Source organism: Enterobacter sp. 241F3, from assembly GCF_034106785.1.
Lineage (GTDB): Bacteria > Pseudomonadota > Gammaproteobacteria > Enterobacterales > Enterobacteriaceae > Enterobacter > Enterobacter vonholyi.
In genome coordinates this window covers 87,078-106,079 of sequence record NZ_JAWNDD010000001.1, presented here as the reverse complement: position 1 = coordinate 106,079, position 19,002 = coordinate 87,078, and the positions used below count along the sequence as shown (strand labels likewise).

Sequence of the window (19,002 nt, the reverse complement as noted above, 5' to 3'; positions counted from 1 at the left end):
CAAAAAGGATAATGATATGGCGCTAAAAATCAGGATGGCCGTTGCCGTCACCACACTGGCGGTATCGCTTTCTTCACTGGCGAAAACGCCGGAGAATTTTATCTATACCAGCTCCGGCGAGCTCGACGCGGTGTTTCCGCTCGTTGCGCGAAGCGATATCGGCGGCGTGCAGATCGTTTACAACTGGCGCCTGCTGGAACCCGAAAAAGACAACTATGACTTCTCGAGGATAGAACAGGATCTGGCGCGCGTTAAGGCCGCCGGAAAAAAACTCTTTATTCAAATCCAGGATCGTTTCTTTGAGGCGGACGCCCGCTACGTGCCGGACTATCTGATGCACGATAAGCAATACGGTGGGGGGATTGCACCGCAGTTCGATAACTCCGGCGAAGGGAAGCCAGTCGGTTCAGGATGGGTGGCGCGTCAGTGGGATCCCGCCGTGCGTCAGCGCTACCAGGCTTTGCTGGCCGCCCTCGCGAAACGCTTTGATGGTGAGGTGTATGGCGTAAACCTGCCCGAAACCGCCATCGATCTCGACGAAAAAAATCCGCCCGCCGGGTTTACCTGCGACAGCTATTTCGCTGGAGAAATGGAAAATCTGGCCTTTGCGCGAAAGGCTTTTAAGAAATCACACGTGGTGCAATACGTGAACTTCTGGCCGTGCGAGTGGGATAATGACCACAACTACATGGGGCGTCTGTTTACGTATGCCAGCGCCAACAATGTCGGTCTGGGTGGGCCGGATATTGTTCCCAACCGCAAGGCACACATGAAGAATGCCTATCCCTTCTTCCATAAAAATAAACAGACGCTGCCGCTCATCGCCATGGCGGTTCAGGAACCGACCCTGACCTATAAAAATCCTGAGACCGGCAAGCCCTTCACCAAAGCAGAATTTGATCGGTTCGCGGAAAATTATCTCGGGGCGGATATTATTTTCTGGAGCACGTCCTCTCCCTGGCTAAAGGCAAAATAATCACCCGTCAACCCTGCTCTTAAGCCAGGAAGCGGGCCAGTTCGTCGAGGAACACGCGCAGCGCGGCAGGCTGATATTCCCGTGACTGATAAATGCCATGGATGGCAAGCGGTTTCGGCTCCAGAGCCTCGAGTACCGACACCAGCAATCCCTGATCCAGCGCGGCACGCGCCTCGCGCTCCGGCAGCATGGCAATACCGCAGTGCTTAATCGCCGCGTCCATCAACAGCGAAGAGATGCTGGCGCTCAGGTTGCCGCTGACTGCCACGCTCAGGCCTTCTCCTTCCGGCGTCAGGAAGTGCCAGGACTGCCCGGCAAAAAAGCTATAGTGCAGGCAGTTATGCCGGGCTAACTCTTCGGGGCTGAAGGGGATACCGTGTTGTGCCAGATACTCCGGCGAGGCGCAAAGCACCGAGCGGCACTCCCCCAGCCGGCGGGCAATCATGCCGGGTTCAGGGTTATCGGTAATACGTACGGCGACATCAATGCGCTCTCCCACCAGGCTGACCGGGTGGTTATTCACGTCAAGCTCGATGCGCAGCTGCGGGTAACGCGAGAGCAGACCGGGCAGCACCGGCGCAATCAGATGCATGGCGGTAAAGTGCGCGCAGGCCACCCGCAGGGTGCCGGACGGAAGATCTTTTTCCGACTGGCCTTCAATTTCCTGCGAGATCTGCGAGAGGGTCCGCGTTTTTTGCAGCACCTTTTCCCCAGCCGCGGTCAGCGTCAGCTTGCGCGTGGAGCGGTTTACCAGCCGCGTGCCCGCCCACTTCTCCATCTGTTCAAGGTACCGGCTGACCATCGGTCGGGAAATACCCAGCGCGCGGGCTGCAGCGCTCAAACTCCCCAGCTCGCATATCCGGTTGTAAACCTGAGCGGCAATAACGCGGTCCATATAAGCTCCATTTGCTCGATTTATGAAACTAAGCATGTCTTGTTTCAGGAATTCTGGCAAATGCAAATATCCGTACAATAAAGACATTCCTGAACAACCGAGACAACAGCATGAAATTCACTCACCTTGCCCTGCTTTCCACCCTTTTCACACCCGCTGTTTTTGCCGCGCCGCTGAACATTGATACCTATAACCCGCAGGAGAAAGGCATTTTCGCTGTCTCCTCCACGCTGGTTTCCGGCCCGAAAGAAGCTGTACTGTTTGACGCGCAGTTCAGCGTGAAGGATGGCGAAGCGCTGGTAGAGAAAATTCGCCGCAGCGGTAAAACCCTGAATAAGATTGTGATCACCTCCGGCGATCCGGATTTCTATTTTGGCCTGCAGCCGCTGGTCAAAGCCTTCCCAAACGCCAAAGTGGTGGCCACGCAGCACGTGGTTGACCACATCAAGGCCACCAAAGACGCCAAGCTCGCCTTCTGGGGTCCACAGATGAAAGACGGCGCACCGACCGAGCTGGTCGTCCCGCAGGTGCTCGCCTCCACCACGTTTATGGTTGACGGGGAGAAGATCGACATCGAACAGCCTGACAGCTATGCGGCCTATGTATGGATCCCGTCCGCAAAGACCATCCTCGGCGGCACTGGCGTAGCCTGGGGGATTCACGTCTGGACGGCGGACACCCAGACAGCGGAAAGCCGTAAGCAGTGGCAGGAAACGCTGGTGAACATGGCGGCGCACAAACCCGAGCGCGTGATCCCGGGTCACTATCTGGGTACCCCGCCAGCCGGGACGGGTGCGATTGATTTTACCCGTGACTATCTCCAGCGCTTTGAAAAGGCCTTATCCGTTCATAAAGATTCTGCGGGCGTCATCAGCACCCTGAAAAAACAGTATCCGAATCTGGCTGAAGAGAGCTCGCTGGAATTAAGCGCTAAGGTGAATACCGGCGAAATGAAGTGGTAATTTAAATTCTGCTCCTGCTATATTTTCGTGATAGCAGGAGCACCGTTATAATATCCTCTCAACAGCACTTCGATTAACCCCCACATTTCAAAAGCGCATAAAAGCATGCACTTATGTCATTTTTATTTCTAAGATGAATCTGAACCACAACCGGGAAAATATTTGCCATTCTGTTTATGAATTAAATTTTTTGCGAGCCGTACCATTAAACAGAAAACGACACGGAGGCAGCATGTTTACTTATTACCCGGCTAATACCGCAGCAGCACAACCTGAACTCGTTAACGCGATTGCGCAGGGTCTTCACGCCGAGCACGGTGCTGTGACTGAAGATGACATTTTGATGGAACTGACCAAGTGGGTGGAATCCACAGATAATGACATCCTCAGTGACATCTACCAGCAGACCATTAACTACGTCGTCAGCGGGCAAAACGCACCCTTGTAAAAACCTGCTAAGCTGGATCTGCAACCTAAGGGGTTACATTTCGTTTGCGTAAGCAAACTGGTCCTTAAAACTATCAACAGGATTGAGGAGTTAACATGAAATCGAACCGTCAGGCACGCCATATTCTGGGACTGAACTACAAGCTTTCGAATCAGCGTAAAGTGGTGATTGAAGGCGACCACGAAACGCAAGTCACGCACGCCACAGGCAGAAAACGCCACGCCGGCAAGTAAGTTCCAGACTGAGATCCAGAACACCATCGGTAATCCCGGTGGTGTTTTTGTTTATGTGTTGCGGTAATTAATATTTAGCTCCTTTATAATACCGCCGGACCGCACCCCATCGCACAGGCCAGAAAGATGACAAACAGCAGTGTCAGGGACGGATCTTCATAAAAAGAGTGAGTGACATGGACAACAAACTGAAAAAACATCGTTCCTTATACATCCCATACGCCGGACCGGTTTTACTCGAATTCCCCCTGCTCAACAAAGGCAGCGCCTTCAGTATGGAAGAGCGCAGCAGCTTTAACCTGCTGGGTTTACTGCCAGAAGTGGTTGAAACCATCGAAGAACAGGCAGAGCGCGCGTGGATCCAGTACCAGGGTTTCAAAACTGAAATCGACAAACACATTTACCTGCGCAACATTCAGGACACCAACGAAACCCTCTTCTATCGCCTGGTGCAGAACCATCTCGAAGAGATGATGCCGGTGATCTACACCCCTACGGTGGGTGCGGCCTGCGAGCGCTTCTCAGAGATCTACCGTCGCTCCCGCGGGGTATTCATCTCCTATCAGAACCGTCACAACATGGACGATATTCTGCAGAACGTGCCGAACCACAATATCAAAGTCATTGTGGTGACCGACGGCGAACGTATTCTCGGCCTCGGCGACCAGGGCATTGGCGGGATGGGGATCCCAATCGGTAAACTCTCTCTCTATACTGCCTGCGGCGGCATCAGCCCGGCGTATACCCTGCCGGTCGTGCTGGACGTCGGCACCAACAACCAGCAGTTGCTCAACGACCCGCTCTATATGGGCTGGCGCCATCCGCGTATTACCGACGACGAGTACTATCAGTTTGTCGACGACTTCATCCAGGCAGTGAAGCACCGGTGGCCGGACGTTCTGCTGCAGTTTGAAGACTTCGCGCAGAAAAACGCGATGCCGCTGCTGAACCGCTATCGCGATGAGATCTGCTCCTTTAACGACGATATCCAGGGCACCGCAGCCGTGACGGTGGGTACGCTTATCGCCGCCAGCCGCGCAGCCGGGAGCCAGCTGAGCTACCAGAAAATCGTCTTCCTGGGCGCAGGCTCTGCGGGCTGCGGTATTGCCGAGCAGATTATCGCCCAGACGCAGCGCGAAGGCTTAAGCGAAGAGCTGGCCCGCTCCCGCGTCTTTATGGTTGACCGTTTCGGCCTGCTGACCGACGGCATGCCGAACCTGCTGCCGTTCCAGACGAAGCTGGTGCAGAAACGCGAAAACCTGAAAAACTGGGATACCGACAACGAAGTCCTTTCCCTGCTGGACGTGGTGCGCAACGTGAAGCCGGATATTCTGATCGGCGTTTCCGGGCAAACCGGTCTCTTCACCGAAGAGATTATTCGCGAGATGCACAAGCACTGCGAGCGCCCTATCGTGATGCCACTTTCCAACCCGACCTCGCGCGTGGAGGCAACGCCGCAGGACATCATTGCCTGGACCGAAGGTAACGCGCTGGTTGCGACCGGCAGTCCATTCGACCCGGTGGTGTGGAAGGATAAAACCTATCCGATTGCGCAGTGCAACAACTCCTATATCTTCCCGGGCATTGGACTGGGCGTAATCGCCTCCGGTGCGTCCCGCATTACCGATGAGATGCTGATGTCGGCGAGCGAAACCCTCGCGGGCTACTCTCCGCTGGTCAACAACGGTGAAGGGCTGGTGCTGCCGGAGCTGAAGGACATTCACAAGGTGTCGCGCGCGATCGCGTTTGCGGTAGGTAAAATGGCGCAGCAGCAGGGCGTGGCGGTGAAAACCTCTGCCGACGCGCTGCAGCAGGCCATCGACGACAACTTCTGGAAGCCTGAATACCGCAGCTATCGCCGTACGTCGATTTAATCCGCTCCGCCCGGTGGCACTTCGCTTACCGGGCCTACGGGCCGGGTGTTTTCCCTCTCCCTGTGGGAGAGGGTCAGGGTGAGGGCAACAGACCGCACCATCGAATACCCACTAGCCAAACCCCTTTTCCCCCGCTACACTCCATTCATCCATTAACCCACTGAATATATAAGGAGGCCAATTATGCTGTATCGTGAAATTTTCAATGTTTCACATACATTTGGTGATCGCACCAGCTCAAGCGTTATCGGTATCGTGCTGCGATAACTTCTGCTTGAGCGAAGACACCAACCCCTGAAATCCCTTCTCTCGGGCTTACTGAGTTATCGTCAGCGATGTTTGACGAGGCATAAACATGCCTGTAACTCTTGGGTAAGCAACAATGAGCACTTTACTCACTGCACAATCTTTACGCGTTGATACGGCGTTTGGCACGCTCTTCGACTCACTCTCCTTTACGCTGAAAAAAGGCGACCGCATTGGTCTGCTGGGCGACAACGGCTGCGGCAAAAGTACGCTGCTGAAGGTGCTGGACGGCACGGATTCCCCTGCGGCCGGAACGGTAGCGTTGGCCGGGCACTGCCTTATGGCGCGCGTGGAGCAACATCTCCCGGACGCTATTTTTCCGCTGACCATGCTGGATGCCGTCCTGGCCCAGTTGCCCTCAACTGAACGGGACAGCCTGCGCTGGAAAGCCGAAACGCTGCTGGCAAGCATGGGCTTCACGCCGCAGGATATGTTGCTGCAATCCTCCACGCTGAGCGGCGGACAGCACACCCGCCTGCTGCTGGCGCGAGCGTTGATTCACGAGCCAGACCTGCTTCTGCTCGATGAACCCAGCAACCACCTTGATTTGCCGACCATGCTCTGGCTGGAATACTTTCTACAGAACTGGTCGGGTAGCTTTGTGCTGGTCTCGCATGACAGACAGCTGCTGGATGCCGTCACCAACGGTAGCTGGATCCTGCGCGATAAAACGCTGCACTACTTTGCCCTTCCCTGTACGGCAGCACGGCAGGCGCTTGACGCCAAAGATGAAAGCGACGCGCAGCGCCATAAGGCGGAGCAAAAGGAGATCGACCGCGTAACCGCAAGCGCCAAACGTCTGGCGACCTGGGGCAAGGTTTACGACAACGAAGACCTGGCCCGCAAAGCCAAACAGATGGAAAAACAGGTCGAACGGCTCAAAGAGAGCCAGACCGCGCTCACGGCGGGCAGCCCGTGGACGTTAACTCTGCGCGGCGACGCGCTGCGGGCGGACCGTCTACTGGAGATGGAAAACCTCGGCGTCCCGCCCGCGCCTGGGCTACCGCCGCTGTTTAACATCGAAACGGCGCGGCTGAAAAGCGGCGATCGCGTGGCGATTGTTGGTCGTAACGGCTGCGGCAAATCGTCACTGATGAAGCTTATCTGGCGACATTTTACGGATGAACCGGCGGAAAGCGGGCTGAAAATCCATCCGCGCGTGTCGCCTGGCTACTACGACAAGACGCTTCATCAGCTTGCAGACAACGCCACGCTTCTCGACGCGCTGGAGCCTTTCGCACCGGATCCGCAGAATCGCAAAATGGCCCTGATAAGCGCCGGGTTCCCGTGGTCCCGCCACGGGCAGAAAGTCAGCACGCTCAGCGGCGGCGAGCGTTCGCGCCTGCTGTTCGTGGGCCTGACGCTTGCCCGCTACAGCCTGCTGATGCTGGATGAGCCAACTAACCACCTTGACATGGAAGGCAAAGAGGCGCTGGCGCAAACCCTTCAGCAGTTTGAAGGCGGCGTTCTGCTGGTCAGCCATGACCGACAGTTAATTAGCCAAAGCTGCAACCGTTTCTGGCTGATTGAAGAGGAAAAGCTGAGCGAGTGGCACGATGCAGAAGCGGTCTTTGAGCGTCTGCGTGAAAGCGCGGGGCTGGTGACATCCACCGCACCTGCTATCACCGCTTCGGCGGTTCAATCCTCGCCGTATGACGATCTGCTCGAACGGCTGGTCGCACTGGAAACGCTGCTGGAAGACGATCTGGCGCGTAAGCCTAAGCATCAAAAGCCGCAGCTGCAGGCTCAATGGCGTAAAGAGATTAAGGAGATAGAAGCACAGCTGTAAGTCTGCGCCCGGCGAGTCTCTCTCGCCGGGCCAGTATTTTCCCCCTAAATTATTAGAGGAACGCCGTATTCTTATTCTGAAAATGGATTAAATAATGACATTATGTTGCCGTTGCCTTGCATTACAGCGCCAAACCACTAATCCTTGAGGAGTATTACACCTGCTATGCAGATACTCATCATGAACAAGGAGATACACATGAAGGCTGCTGTTGTCACTCAGGATCATCAGGTTAATGTCACCGAAAAAACCTTGCGCCCGCTAAAGCACGGGGAAGCTCTGCTGAAGATGGAGTGCTGTGGCGTATGCCATACCGACCTCCACGTGAAGAACGGTGATTTTGGCGATAAAACCGGGGTTATCCTGGGCCATGAAGGGATTGGTATCGTAAAAGAAGTCGGCCCAGGCGTGAAATCGCTGAAAGTCGGCGACCGCGCAAGCGTGGCCTGGTTCTTTGAAGGCTGCGGGCACTGCGAATATTGTAATACCGGCAACGAAACCCTGTGCCGTGACGTGAAAAACGCCGGTTACTCCGTTGACGGCGGCATGGCGGAAGAGTGCATCGTCACCGCGGATTATGCGGTAAAAGTGCCGGACGGTCTGGATTCGGCGGCGGCCAGCAGCATTACCTGCGCCGGTGTCACCACCTACAAAGCGGTGAAGGTATCCGAAATCAAACCAGGCCAGTGGATTGCGATTTACGGTCTGGGCGGTCTGGGCAACCTCGCGCTGCAGTACGCCAAAAACGTCTTTAACGCCAAAGTCATCGCCCTTGACGTTAACGACGAACAGCTGAAGCTGGCGGCCAGCATGGGTGCGGATCTCACCATCAACTCCCGCAGCGAAGATGCCGCTAAAATTGTGCAGGAGAAAACCGGCGGCGCGCATGCTGCAGTCGTCACTGCCGTCGCAAAAGCCGCCTTCAACTCGGCGGTAGATGCCGTACGTGCCGGTGGCCGCGTGGTCGCGGTTGGCCTGCCGCCGGAAGCGATGAGCCTGGATATTCCGCGTCTGGTGCTGGACGGTATTCAGGTGGTGGGTTCGCTGGTTGGCACCCGTCAGGATCTGCAGGAAGCGTTCCAGTTCGCCGCTGAAGGCAAGGTCGTGCCGAAAGTCACGATGCGTCCTATCGAGGACATCAACGCCATCTTTAAAGAGATGGAACAGGGCCAGATCCGTGGCCGTATGGTGATTGACCTGCGTTCATAATCACCCACCGTTCAATTACCGCTCCTGACAGGGGCGGTTTTTTTATAGCCATTTTCCGGCAATCCTTATCTTAATTCCTTTGTTCCCTTGTTTTCCCCCGCGCCCGATGATGAATCCGACGCTAACAAGAAGATAACAAAGGAATTCACCATGCAAACCCCATTTCGTCTGCCGCTGCTGACGGCGTTGATTCTGACGACCACCGCAGCGTGGGCAGCAGATGCGCCCGTCAAAGGCGGCACGCTGATTTATCTGGAGCAACAGGCGCATACCAACCTTTACCCGCCTGCCGGCGGCTTCTACCCGAACGGCGGCATTCTGAACCAGATCACCGACAAACTGACGTGGCAGAACCCGAAAACGTTACAGGTGGAGCCCTGGGTAGCCGAAAGCTGGACCACCAACGCCGATAAAACCGAATACACATTTAAGCTGCGTCCCGGCATCACCTTCTCCGACGGCACGCCGCTGGACGCCAACGCCGTAGCGAAGAACTTTGATACCTACGGCTTAGGTAACAAAGCGCAGCGTCTTCCGGTGTCAGAAGTGATCAATAACTACGATCGCAGCGAAGTGGTCGACCCGCTGACCGTGAAGTTCTACTTCAAAAAACCGTCGCCGGGATTCCTGCAGGGCACCGCCACGATTGGCTCGGGCCTGGTCTCGCTCAGCACGCTGAAGCGCAACTTTGAAGAGCTGGGTGACGCCCGGCATATCATTGGCTCCGGCCCGTTTGTGGTGAAGGACGAGAAGCTGGGTCGCGAAGTGACGCTGGAAGCGCGTAAGGACTACCAGTGGGGACCGAAAAACCTGACGCAGCAGGGGCCGGCCAATCTGGACGGCATCAAGTTTATCGTGACCCAGGAAGACAGCGTGCGCGTCGGCGCCCTGCTGGCCGGTCAGGCCGACTTTATTCGCCAGGTCCAGGCGTATGACGAAAAGCAGGCGACCGATCAGGGCTATAAAATCTACGCCGCCCCGACCCGCGGGGTGAACGACAGCATTAGCTTCCGCCCGGATAACCCGCTGGTCTCCGATATTCGCGTCCGCCAGGCGCTGCTGCATGCCACCAACGCAAAACAGGTGGTCGAGACCCTCTTCTCGGCCAACTATCCGCAGGCGAAGTCGGTGATTGCCGATTCTGCAGCCGGCTTTGTCGATCTCAGCGATAAATTGACCTTTGACCCGGCTAAAGCCAACCAGCTGCTGGACGAGGCGGGCTGGAAAGCGGGCAGCGACGGGATCCGCGCCAAAGACGGGCAACGGCTGGCGCTGACGGTGTACGAATCCCTGCCGCAGCCGCAAAACAAAGAGGTGCTGCAGCTGGTTGCCCAGCAGTGGCGCCAGGTGGGCGTGGCGCTGAGCGTGAAAGCTGGTGACGCTGGCAGCCGCACGCTGGATAACCTTGATCCGCTGAAAACCCCGTTAACCGTCTCCGAAGTGGGACGCGCCGATCCTGACGTGGTGAAAAGCATGTTCTACCCCGCTAACCGCGACGCGCTGCTGCAAAAAGGCGGTTCCAGCGACAAGGTCAAAAGCTTCCGTGACGACAAGCTGAATGCGCTGCTGGTAAATATCTCCTCAGAGGTCGATCCGCAAAAACGCCTGCAGCTGACCGGCGACGCCCAGCGCTACCTGCTGGATAACGCCTACGTCATTCCAATTTTCGAGGAGCCGCAGGTCTTTGCCGGTGCGCCTTGGCTAAAAGGCGTCAATTTTGAAGCGGTCGGCCGCCCGTCGTTCTACGGCGCGTGGATTGAGAAACACTGAGGAGCTGACGATGCGCCACGCACTTCTTCAACGCTTTGGGCACGGGCTGCTGGTACTGTGGGTCGCCTTTACCCTCTCGTTCGTGTTGCTCCAGGTGCTGCCGGGCGACGCGGTGCTGATTAAATTTCAGAACCCGGACCTGGGCTTAAGCCCGGCGCAAATTGAGGAGATGCGCGTGGCCTACGGCGCGGACAGCCCGCTGTGGCAGCAATACGGCCATACGCTGCTGGCGATGCTGCGCGGGGATTTCGGCTATTCGTTACAGGCCGGGGCGCCGGTCAGCGAGCTGATTGCCAGCAATCTGCCGGATACCCTGAGCCTCGCCCTGCCCGCCTTTTTAATCGCGGTTCTGCTGGCGTTTGCGCTGGCCTTTGCGTCGCGTCTGCCGGGTCTGCGCTGGCTGAGTAATACCCTCCAGTCTCTGCCGGTCCTGTTTATCTCCTTACCGACGTTCTGGCTGGGGATTGCCCTCATCCAGCTCTTTTCTTTCCAGCTGCGGCTGATCCCGGTCATTAACCCGACGCCGCTGCAGGGGCTGATCCTGCCGATCGTGACCGTCGCGATCCCGATCTCCGCCCCGCTGGCACAAATCCTGATGCGCAGCCTCGACCAGGTGGCGACGCAGCCGTTTGTTGCGGTAGCCCGGGCCAAAGGGCTGAGTGAAACCGCCGTGCTGTGGCGTCACGTGACCCGCAACGCCCTGCTGCCTGTCCTGAACATTGCCGGGCTGCTGCTGGGCGAGCTGATTGCCGGGGCGCTGATCACCGAAACCGTTTTTGGCCGCAGCGGGCTCGGGCAGCTGACCCAGCAGGCGGTGAATAACCAGGATATTGCCGTACTTCAGGCGGTAGTGATGATTTCCGCCCTCGGCTTTGTCCTGATCAACCTGCTGGTGGACCTGCTTATGCCGCTGCTGGATCCCCGTCTGCAAACCGTTACCGGAGGTGCATCATGAGCCTGGTCGATTACGCTGCCGCCGCGCGAAAACGCGTTCCCGGCTGGCAGGGCGTCGCGTGGCAGCCCGGACTGTGGCTGGCATGGGCGGTAATTATCATTGCGATTTTCGCCGCCGTGGCGCCCGGCCTGTTAACCCACTACAGCCCGATTGAGGGCATCGCCGGAGCGCAACGTCTTGCGCCGCAGGCGGGACACTGGCTCGGCACCGATCAGCTTGGCCGCGATGTTTACACCCGTATTGTGTACGGTGCATCCCACTCCCTGAGCGCGGCGCTCGCTGCCGTCACGATGGGGCTGGTGGTCGGCACAGGTCTGGGGGTTGTCGCCGGGGCGTTCGCCGGACGCGTCGAGTCTTTCCTTATGCGTTTTGTCGACGTGCTGTTGTCCATTCCGTCTCTGCTGCTCTCGCTGACGGTCATTATTCTGCTCGGGTTTGGCACCGTTAACGCCGCCATTGCCGTCGGCGTGGCCTCCATTGCCAGCTTCGCCCGCCTCGCGCGCGGTGAAGTGGTGCGCATCCGCCATACGGATTACGTCGAGGCGGCGTTCGGCAGCGGCGGGACGTTCCTGGCGGTGCTGTGGCGACACATCCTGCCCAACGCCTTAACCGCCGTTCTCGCCTTTGCCACGCTGCAGTTTGGTCAGGCCATTCTGGCCCTCTCCACGCTGAGCTTTCTCGGCTACGGCACCCCGCCGCCCGTGCCGGAATGGGGCTTATTGATCGCCGAAGGCCGTAACTATCTCTCTACCGCCTGGTGGCTAACCACCTTCCCCGGCGTGGTCGTCATCGCCGTCGTGCTTGCCACCAACCGTATCAGCCAGCAGTTCAGCGGAGGCCTGAAATGACCGTACTCTCGGTAGAAAACCTGACCATCAGCTACCGTACCGCGCGCCAGTGGCGCGAGGTGGTGCATAACGTCAGCTTCACCCTCAGGCGAGGGGAAATGCTGGCGTTTGTCGGCGAATCCGGATCCGGCAAAACGACCACGGCACAGGCGATCATTGGCCTGCTGGCGGATAACGCCCGTCGCGATGCGGGGAAAATCGTGCTCAACGGCGAGGAGATTAGCCGGTGGTCAGCGAAGCGTCTCGATACCCTGCGCGGGGCGCGAATCAGCCTGGTTCCGCAGGATCCGGGTAATTCACTCAACCCGGTGAAGACGATCGGTGGTCAGGTCGGGGAAATTATTCAGCTGCACCAGAAGGTGACTCGCGCCCAACGCGACGAGCTGGTGCTTGCCCTGCTGACAAAGGTCGGCCTGAGCCACCCCGAACAGCGCATGACGCAGTATCCGCACCAGCTCTCCGGCGGAATGAAACAGCGCGTGTTGATTGCCATCGCGATAGCGCTGCGTCCGGACGTCATCATTGCCGATGAGCCCACCAGCGCGCTGGACGTGACGGTGCAAAAACGCATTCTTGATCTGCTGGATATCCTGCGCCGGGAATCGGGTACTGCCGTTCTGTTTGTCACCCACGATCTGGCGCTGGCCGCTCAGCGCGCGGACAGGCTGCTGGTTTTTCGCCATGGTGAGGTTCAGGAGCACGGCGACACCGCCGACATCGTTCGCACGCCGCAGCACGCCTACACCCGCCAGCTGCTGAGCGATCTCCAGGGCCAGCGCCTGACCATCGCCCCGGTAGCCGACCTGCCGCTCGCGTCACCGGCCATTCGCGCCCGCGCCATCAGCAAACGGTTCTCGCTGGGCAAAGATCATCAGCTTCAGGCGCTGGATCGGGTGACGTTTGACGTCAGACGCGGCAGCACGCACGCGCTGGTCGGTGAATCCGGCTCCGGGAAAACCACCCTCGCCCGTATTTTGCTGGGTTTTGAACAGGCCGACAGCGGACAGGTCATTATTGATGACATTGATGCCACCGCGCTCAGCCGCGAGGCCCGTCGTCAGCTGCGCCAGAAGATCCAGTTTGTTTACCAGAACCCGTTCGCCTCTCTCGATCCGCGTCAGACGCTGTTTGACATCATCGAAGAGCCCCTGAAGAACTTTTCCCGCCTCGCGAAGGCTGAGCGAAAGGTCCGGGTGGAAATCGTGGCGCAGCGGGTTGCCCTGCCTACCGAACTCCTGACCCGCACCGCCAGGGAGCTATCAGGCGGTCAGCGCCAGCGCGTGGCCATCGCCCGGGCGCTGATTCTGGAGCCGACTATTCTGGTGCTGGACGAAGCCACCTCCGCGCTGGACGTCACCGTGCAGGCGCAGATCCTGGCACTGCTTCAGCAGCTGCAGCAGCAGCTGGGATTAACCTACCTGTTCATCACGCACGATCTCTCCACCGTTCGCCGGATCGCCCACAGCGTCACGGTGTTGCGCAGCGGTCAGGTGGTCGAACACGGTGACGTCGAAACCTTATTCACGTCGCCACAAAACGACTATACCCGCGAGCTGATTGCTGCCATTCCCCATTTTTCACCCGCTACGGAGGAGTTCGCATGACGCGAAAACGCCTGGGATTTTTCACCCGCCTGCTTGACGACGCCACGCCGAAGGAGCGCTATCGTCTGGCAACCGAACAGATCCGCCACGCCGAACGCCACGGTTTTGACAGCGCCTGGATTGCTCAGCACCACTTCCATGAAAGTGAAGGCGGTCTGCCGTCACCGCTGCTGTTTCTGGCACACGTTGCGGCGCATACCGAAACCATTCGACTCGGCACGGCCATCATTACCCTGCCGATGGAAAACCCGCTGCGCGTCGCAGAAGATGCCGCGGTGCTGGATTTACTCGCCGATGGACGTCTCGAAGTCGGTTTTGGTTCGGGCGGCACGCCGACCTCTTTCCTGCCGTTCGGACTGACGTTCGAACAGCGCGGCGCGGCCTTTGCTGACCATCTACATGTGATCCAGAGCGCCTGGCGCGGGGATTCGCTCACCCATCCGGATAACCACCTTTACCCGCCAGCGCCACAGCTGGCTGACCGGATCTGGATTGCCACCTTTTCCGTCGACGGCGCCGTTCGCGCCGCGCGGGCTGGACACGGTTTGATGCTCTCCCGCACGCAGCCGCGCCCGGCAGACCAGTTGGATTTAACGCTCGACGCGATCCAGAACCCGATTGTGGATGCCTACCTTGAGGCGCTGCCCGCGGGCATCGCACCGCGCATTCTGGCTTCCCGTACCGCGTTCGTCGCCGACAGCGATGACTATGCGCTGAAAGTTGCGACGCCGGGCCTCACGAAACAGGCCCAGCAGCATCGCGCCGCCGGGCACGCGGTTAAAGGTGACACCGTCACAGATTTTCGTCGCCAGTTCGACGCCCACATCGGTTCGCCCGAGACGGTGCTGCGTTCGCTGCAGGCCGATTCCGTTCTCCAGCGCGCCACGGACATCTCATTCCAGGTCCATTCGGTCGAGCCCACCCATCGCGACACGCTGCGCTCTATCGAACTGATCGCCGAACATATTGCCCCCCACATCCTTTGAGGAGACACCTATGTCATTAAGTCACGACATTCTCGCCGAGCTGGCGGAAATTAAACCCGGTTCCCCTCTGGCAGAGGCGCGCGCCACGCGGGACGCCGCCACGAGACACGCGCAGGGCAGCTACGAAATCTTATTTACCCAGCAGGACAGCGTTTTTGCGCTGGACGAGCGCTTCGCCGTCGCGGCAAAAGTCGCGAGGTGGCACAACGCGGAGGCGCTGGCCGCGCACTATGCGGGGTTTGGCCTGGCGGACCCGACCTCCGACCGTCTGACCCCGGCGCTGAACTTCGCGCGCCTGCTGACCTTCTCACCCGTTGAAGCTTCGCCCGCATCGTTAAAGGCGCTGACCCAGGCGGGATGGAGCAAAGAAGATATCGTGACCCTGGCGCAGCTGATCGCCTTTGTCAGCTTCCAGAGCCGACTGATTGCCGGGCTGCGGCTGCTGAACGACAGGCCAGTCGCCACAAGCGATGCCCCGGTGGCGGCAGGCGTCTGGCACACGACCGCAACCACGGCCACCGGCAAGGCGGCTCCCGTCGCCTTCACCCAGCAGGAACTGGGCTGGGAACCGTGGATCGCCGCCAAACCGCTGGCGGATTTTCGTGATGACGAGGTTGCGATCCTGGCGAAGTTTGGCCACACCGATTCCGACTATTTCCGCCTGCTGGGCCGCAACCTGCCGGTGCTTGAACAGCGCACGCTAACGGATAAAGGGATTTTTTATACGCCGGGAGGATTGCCGCGCGCCGAGCGCGAGCTGGCCGCAACGGTCGCCAGTAAAATTAACGGCTGCATCTACTGCGCATCTGTCCATGCGCGGAAAGCCAGCCAGCTGTCAAAGGATGACGCTGCGGTAGAGGCCCTGCTGGCCGTGCGTCCAGGACAATCCCTGAGCGAGGGACAATCTGCGCGCTGGCAGGCGGAGATAAATTTTGCGGCGGCGCTGTCGGTTACTCCGCCTGCCGCCACGCCGCTGCACCTTGCCGCGCTTGAAAAAGAGGGGCTGGACACCTTAGCCCAGCTTGACCTGGTGCAGTCCGCCGCGTTCTTCGCCTGGGCCAACCGCCTGATGCTGACCCTGGGCGAGCCCTGGCTTGCCTGAATTCGATCAGGCTAGCGCGCGAGCGTTAGCCTGAGCCCGTCTGGCCCGCAGGTAACCGTAGATCAACAGCGCGCTCATGGCCGAGAACGAGAGTATCGCCGCAGGCAGCGTGACGTAGCGCCAGCTAAAGCCGAGGGTAATCATCATCCCGCCAAAATATGCCCCGATCGCGCTGCCGAGATTAAACGCCATCTGCCCGCCCGCGGCACCCAGCATCTCACCACCCTTCGCATTTTGCAGAAGCAGAATTTGTAGCGGCGCAGAGAGCGCAAACAGCCCGGCACAGCAGATAAAACCCATGACCAGCGAGGCCGTTTTCAGTTCGCCACAGGCGAAAAGCAACAGCAGCGAGGCGACAATCACCATGTCGGTGGTCGCCGCAATGCGCAGCGGGCTAAAGCGTCCCGAGAGCTTGCCGCTCAGCAAATTGCCCAACACCATGCCAAGCCCCATTAGCATCATGATGGCCGTCATCACCCCTTCTGAAAAACCGGAGACGTTGACCATAAACGGCTTAACGAAGCTGAACCACGCGAACACACCGGCATTGCCAAACATGGTGGCGGCAAAAATCAGCCAGGGTTCTGGTTTTTTCAGAAAGTGGAACTGCTCGGTTAATTTAATTTCCGATGTGTCGCGGATGTTCGGCACCCAGATCAGCACCGAGAGGATCACCAGCGCATCGAACAGGGCTATCAGGAAAAAGGTATAACGCCAGCTGAACTGATGCCCCAGCCAGGTGCCGAGCGGCACACCCACCAGGTTGGCGACGGTCATTCCGGCGATCATCCCGGCCACCGCGACCGTCACCTTACCCGGCGGCGCGATTTTAGAAAGAATAATCGCCCCGACGCCGAAAATGGCGCCGTGCGGGAAACCGGAAATCAGGCGCCCGGCCGCCAGCCAGAAATATGACGTAGAAAACGTAAACAGAGCGTTCCCGACCGCGCACAGGGCAACCAGAAACAGCAGCGTAGTTTTTAACGAGAACCTGCCTGAGAATAGCGCCACAATCGGGGCGCCAATCACCACGCCGAAGGCGTAAAACGAGATCATATTCCCGGCGGAGGGAATCGAAATACCGGTGTCATGCGCCAGCTCGGTTAACACGCCCATAATGCCAAATTCGGCCATGCCCAGGCCAAATGTACCAAGCGCCAACGAAAATATTGTCTTTTTCATACCTCAACCACGGGTTAATCACTCGCAGCGGGCATTATTGAATAATCTTGTATGGTGAGCCAGTTCAAATCAGATGGCTGACAGGTTAATCCATTAATTCAGGAGTTTTCTCCAACCGCGACACGGGGCAATGGAAAACAAAAAGCCCCGGCAGGCGTCAGGGCTTTAAAGGGTTTAAGGTCTGGCTTTTACGGTGTGCTTTCTGCCGCTGCTTTAGCGCGTGTAATCGCGCCAGCATTGAAAATTGGGTGCTCGTGATTGTTCGTTACGTCACGAACGCGGTAAATTTTCCATGCATCATCTTCACGACGAAGAAATACCTCCAGGTGAATGCTTCTCCCGTTACCCGCCCCTTCAAAAACCTGGACTGCTTCACCGTTTAAAAATGGTCTGGCGTTTTCCACTCGTAACGCAGGTATCCATTCACGGGAGTAATCTTGTGTATACGTAAAATAGTCAGACTCTATTAACTCTTGTTCAGAGATTTCCTGAATAGCATTGATACGAGCAATAGTATCAGCAGAAATATATTTGTGCAGTTCATCGGCAGCATAAGGCCTGGCTTCATCGCTGCCGAATACGGAAAGATAGGATTTATAAAATGATTCAGTAGCGTCTTGTGCGCTACGTTCTAGATTGGCAGCCGAACTACATCCCACCAGCAACATAACGAATGATAAAAATATTCTTTTCATCAGTGCATCCTCAGCACATTCACTATGAGAGCACCCCAGAGCGTGTGAAGGAGATAAGAAACCGCAGCGTCTTTATTCCAACTCATTCTTAGTTCCTTTAAGTAAATAAGAATGAAATTATCACATTAACCACATATAGAGCGTGGGATTAAATGTGCTGATTTTATTGCATCTGCATAGGGAAACAGGTGCTAAGCACCTTCGTTAATACCTCTGTATCTGCTTAAAAAAGTGTCGTGACATTAATTACCTAAAAACAATACGTTTAATATCAGGTGGATTACACTTCATAGTGCGGCCTCGCTTTTTCCACGCCGGACAACCTGAGGATGACAATCATGGGAAGCAAAAAGAAAGCCCCTGTCGCTGTTGATGTCGTAACGAATGCACCGCTTAAGACCAAAGAGTATGAAAAAGAGCTCCGCCGCCTGCACGTTGAACTGGTTAAGCTCCAGCAGTGGGTCGTCGCCAAAGGGTTAAAAGTGTGTATTGTTTTTGAAGGTCGCGACGGTGCCGGCAAAGGCGGTACCATTAAAGCGATCACCGAGCGCGTCAGCCCGCGCGTGTTTCGCGTTGTTGCGCTCCCTGCCCCGACGGAAAAGGAAAAAAGCCAGCTCTACTTCCAGCGCTATGTGCCGCATCTGCCTTCGGCTGGCGAAATCGTGATCTTCGATCGCAGCTGGTATAACCGCGCGGGCGTGGAACGGGTGATGGGGTTCTGCACGGAAGAACAGGCAGAGAAATTTTTGGACGGCGCGCCGGTTATGGAAAAAGCGATGGTCGATGCCGGAATTATCCTGCTGAAGTACTGGCTGGAGGTGACGCCGAAAGAGCAGGAGCGGCGCCTGCGCGACCGTATTAACGATGGTCGTAAAATCTGGAAGCTATCACCGATGGATATTAAATCCTTTAACCTGTGGGATGAGTATACCCTTGCGCGCGACGCCATGTTTGAAGCCACCGATACCGCCTGGGCGCCGTGGTTTGTGGCACGCTCTGAAGATAAAAAACGCGTGCGCCTGAATATTATTTCGCATCTGCTTTCGCAGATACCGTATAAAGAAATTCACATCGACAAGGTGGATTTACCGAAGCGCAAAATCGGCAAAGTCAAACCCACGAAATACCCGTTCCGCTATGTGGAAGAGAGGTTCTGATTTAAAGAGTA

Annotated in this window: 17 protein-coding genes; 14 read left to right on the top strand and 3 right to left on the bottom strand. The window is 57.4% G+C overall.

Features of this window, described 5'->3' with window-relative positions:
• Positions 1 to 16 precede the first annotated feature (16 nt).
• A complete protein-coding gene (locus UR504_RS00465) occupies positions 17 to 976 on the top strand; it encodes a hypothetical protein (protein ID WP_302235514.1) in 960 nt (319 codons plus the stop codon).
• Positions 977 to 995: 19 nt separating this feature from the next.
• On the opposite strand, the gene UR504_RS00460 is transcribed toward UR504_RS00465, so the two are convergent.
• The gene (locus tag UR504_RS00460; protein ID WP_302235513.1) at positions 996 to 1,871 is read right to left on the bottom strand and encodes a LysR family transcriptional regulator; all 876 of its coding nucleotides are present in this window, start codon (positions 1,869 to 1,871) and stop codon (positions 996 to 998) included.
• Between the two features lie 110 nt (positions 1,872 to 1,981).
• Here UR504_RS00460 and UR504_RS00455 point away from each other — a divergent pair, with 110 nt between their 5' ends.
• The 12 genes from UR504_RS00455 (at position 1,982) to UR504_RS00400 (ending at position 15,957) form a co-directional block, all read left to right on the top strand.
• The gene (locus UR504_RS00455; RefSeq protein WP_271367940.1) at positions 1,982 to 2,833 is read left to right on the top strand and encodes a Vmh family MBL fold metallo-hydrolase; all 852 of its coding nucleotides are present in this window, start codon (positions 1,982 to 1,984) and stop codon (positions 2,831 to 2,833) included.
• Between the two features lie 232 nt (positions 2,834 to 3,065).
• Positions 3,066 to 3,281: a biofilm-dependent modulation protein gene (gene bdm / locus UR504_RS00450; protein WP_013096534.1), complete on the top strand. Its 216-nt coding sequence runs from the start codon at positions 3,066 to 3,068 to the stop codon at positions 3,279 to 3,281.
• Between the two features lie 95 nt (positions 3,282 to 3,376).
• Positions 3,377 to 3,514 carry a stationary-phase-induced ribosome-associated protein gene (gene sra / locus UR504_RS00445; RefSeq protein ID WP_008501714.1) on the top strand — a complete coding sequence of 46 codons (138 nt, stop codon included), beginning with the start codon at positions 3,377 to 3,379 and terminating at the stop codon, positions 3,512 to 3,514.
• Positions 3,515 to 3,690: 176 nt separating this feature from the next.
• Positions 3,691 to 5,388 carry an NAD-dependent malic enzyme gene (locus UR504_RS00440; protein ID WP_023335794.1) on the top strand — a complete coding sequence of 566 codons (1,698 nt, stop codon included), beginning with the start codon at positions 3,691 to 3,693 and terminating at the stop codon, positions 5,386 to 5,388.
• A 382-nt stretch (positions 5,389 to 5,770) separates the two neighbouring features.
• Positions 5,771 to 7,483, top strand: coding sequence for an ABC-F family ATP-binding cassette domain-containing protein (locus UR504_RS00435; RefSeq protein ID WP_320739133.1), 1,713 nt, complete (start codon positions 5,771 to 5,773; stop codon positions 7,481 to 7,483).
• Between the two features lie 198 nt (positions 7,484 to 7,681).
• A complete protein-coding gene (adhP, locus tag UR504_RS00430) occupies positions 7,682 to 8,692 on the top strand; it encodes an alcohol dehydrogenase AdhP (RefSeq protein ID WP_115875167.1) in 1,011 nt (336 codons plus the stop codon).
• Positions 8,693 to 8,842: 150 nt separating this feature from the next.
• Positions 8,843 to 10,462, top strand: a complete 1,620-nt coding sequence (locus UR504_RS00425) for a TIGR04028 family ABC transporter substrate-binding protein (RefSeq protein WP_302235461.1) — start codon at positions 8,843 to 8,845, stop codon at positions 10,460 to 10,462.
• 10 nt (positions 10,463 to 10,472) lie between these two features.
• Entirely contained in the window at positions 10,473 to 11,417 is a 945-nt protein-coding gene (locus tag UR504_RS00420) for an ABC transporter permease (protein ID WP_302235460.1), read from the top strand.
• Positions 11,414 to 12,265, top strand: coding sequence for an ABC transporter permease (locus UR504_RS00415; RefSeq protein ID WP_302235459.1), 852 nt, complete (start codon positions 11,414 to 11,416; stop codon positions 12,263 to 12,265). The genes UR504_RS00420 and UR504_RS00415 overlap by 4 nt, the downstream gene beginning before the upstream one ends.
• Positions 12,262 to 13,869: an ABC transporter ATP-binding protein gene (locus UR504_RS00410; protein ID WP_320739132.1), complete on the top strand. Its 1,608-nt coding sequence runs from the start codon at positions 12,262 to 12,264 to the stop codon at positions 13,867 to 13,869. The genes UR504_RS00415 and UR504_RS00410 overlap by 4 nt, the downstream gene beginning before the upstream one ends.
• Entirely contained in the window at positions 13,866 to 14,855 is a 990-nt protein-coding gene (locus UR504_RS00405; RefSeq protein WP_302235457.1) for a putative FMN-dependent luciferase-like monooxygenase, read from the top strand. Before UR504_RS00410 ends, UR504_RS00405 begins: the two co-directional genes overlap by 4 nt.
• A gap of 10 nt (positions 14,856 to 14,865) precedes the next feature.
• On the top strand, positions 14,866 to 15,957 hold the full coding sequence (locus tag UR504_RS00400) for an alkylhydroperoxidase domain protein (protein ID WP_320739131.1): 1,092 nt from the start codon (positions 14,866 to 14,868) through the stop codon (positions 15,955 to 15,957).
• Between the two features lie 6 nt (positions 15,958 to 15,963).
• Here UR504_RS00400 and araJ read toward each other — a convergent pair whose 3' ends face one another.
• On the bottom strand, positions 15,964 to 17,139 hold the full coding sequence (gene araJ / locus UR504_RS00395) for an MFS transporter AraJ (RefSeq protein ID WP_302235455.1): 1,176 nt from the start codon (positions 17,137 to 17,139) through the stop codon (positions 15,964 to 15,966).
• Between the two features lie 188 nt (positions 17,140 to 17,327).
• Positions 17,328 to 17,834, bottom strand: a complete 507-nt coding sequence (locus UR504_RS00390; protein WP_302235454.1) for a YbjP/YqhG family protein — start codon at positions 17,832 to 17,834, stop codon at positions 17,328 to 17,330.
• A 338-nt stretch (positions 17,835 to 18,172) separates the two neighbouring features.
• Here UR504_RS00390 and ppk2 point away from each other — a divergent pair, with 338 nt between their 5' ends.
• A complete protein-coding gene (gene ppk2 / locus UR504_RS00385) occupies positions 18,173 to 18,991 on the top strand; it encodes a polyphosphate kinase 2 (protein WP_302235453.1) in 819 nt (272 codons plus the stop codon).
• The last annotated feature ends 11 nt before the right edge of the window (positions 18,992 to 19,002 follow it).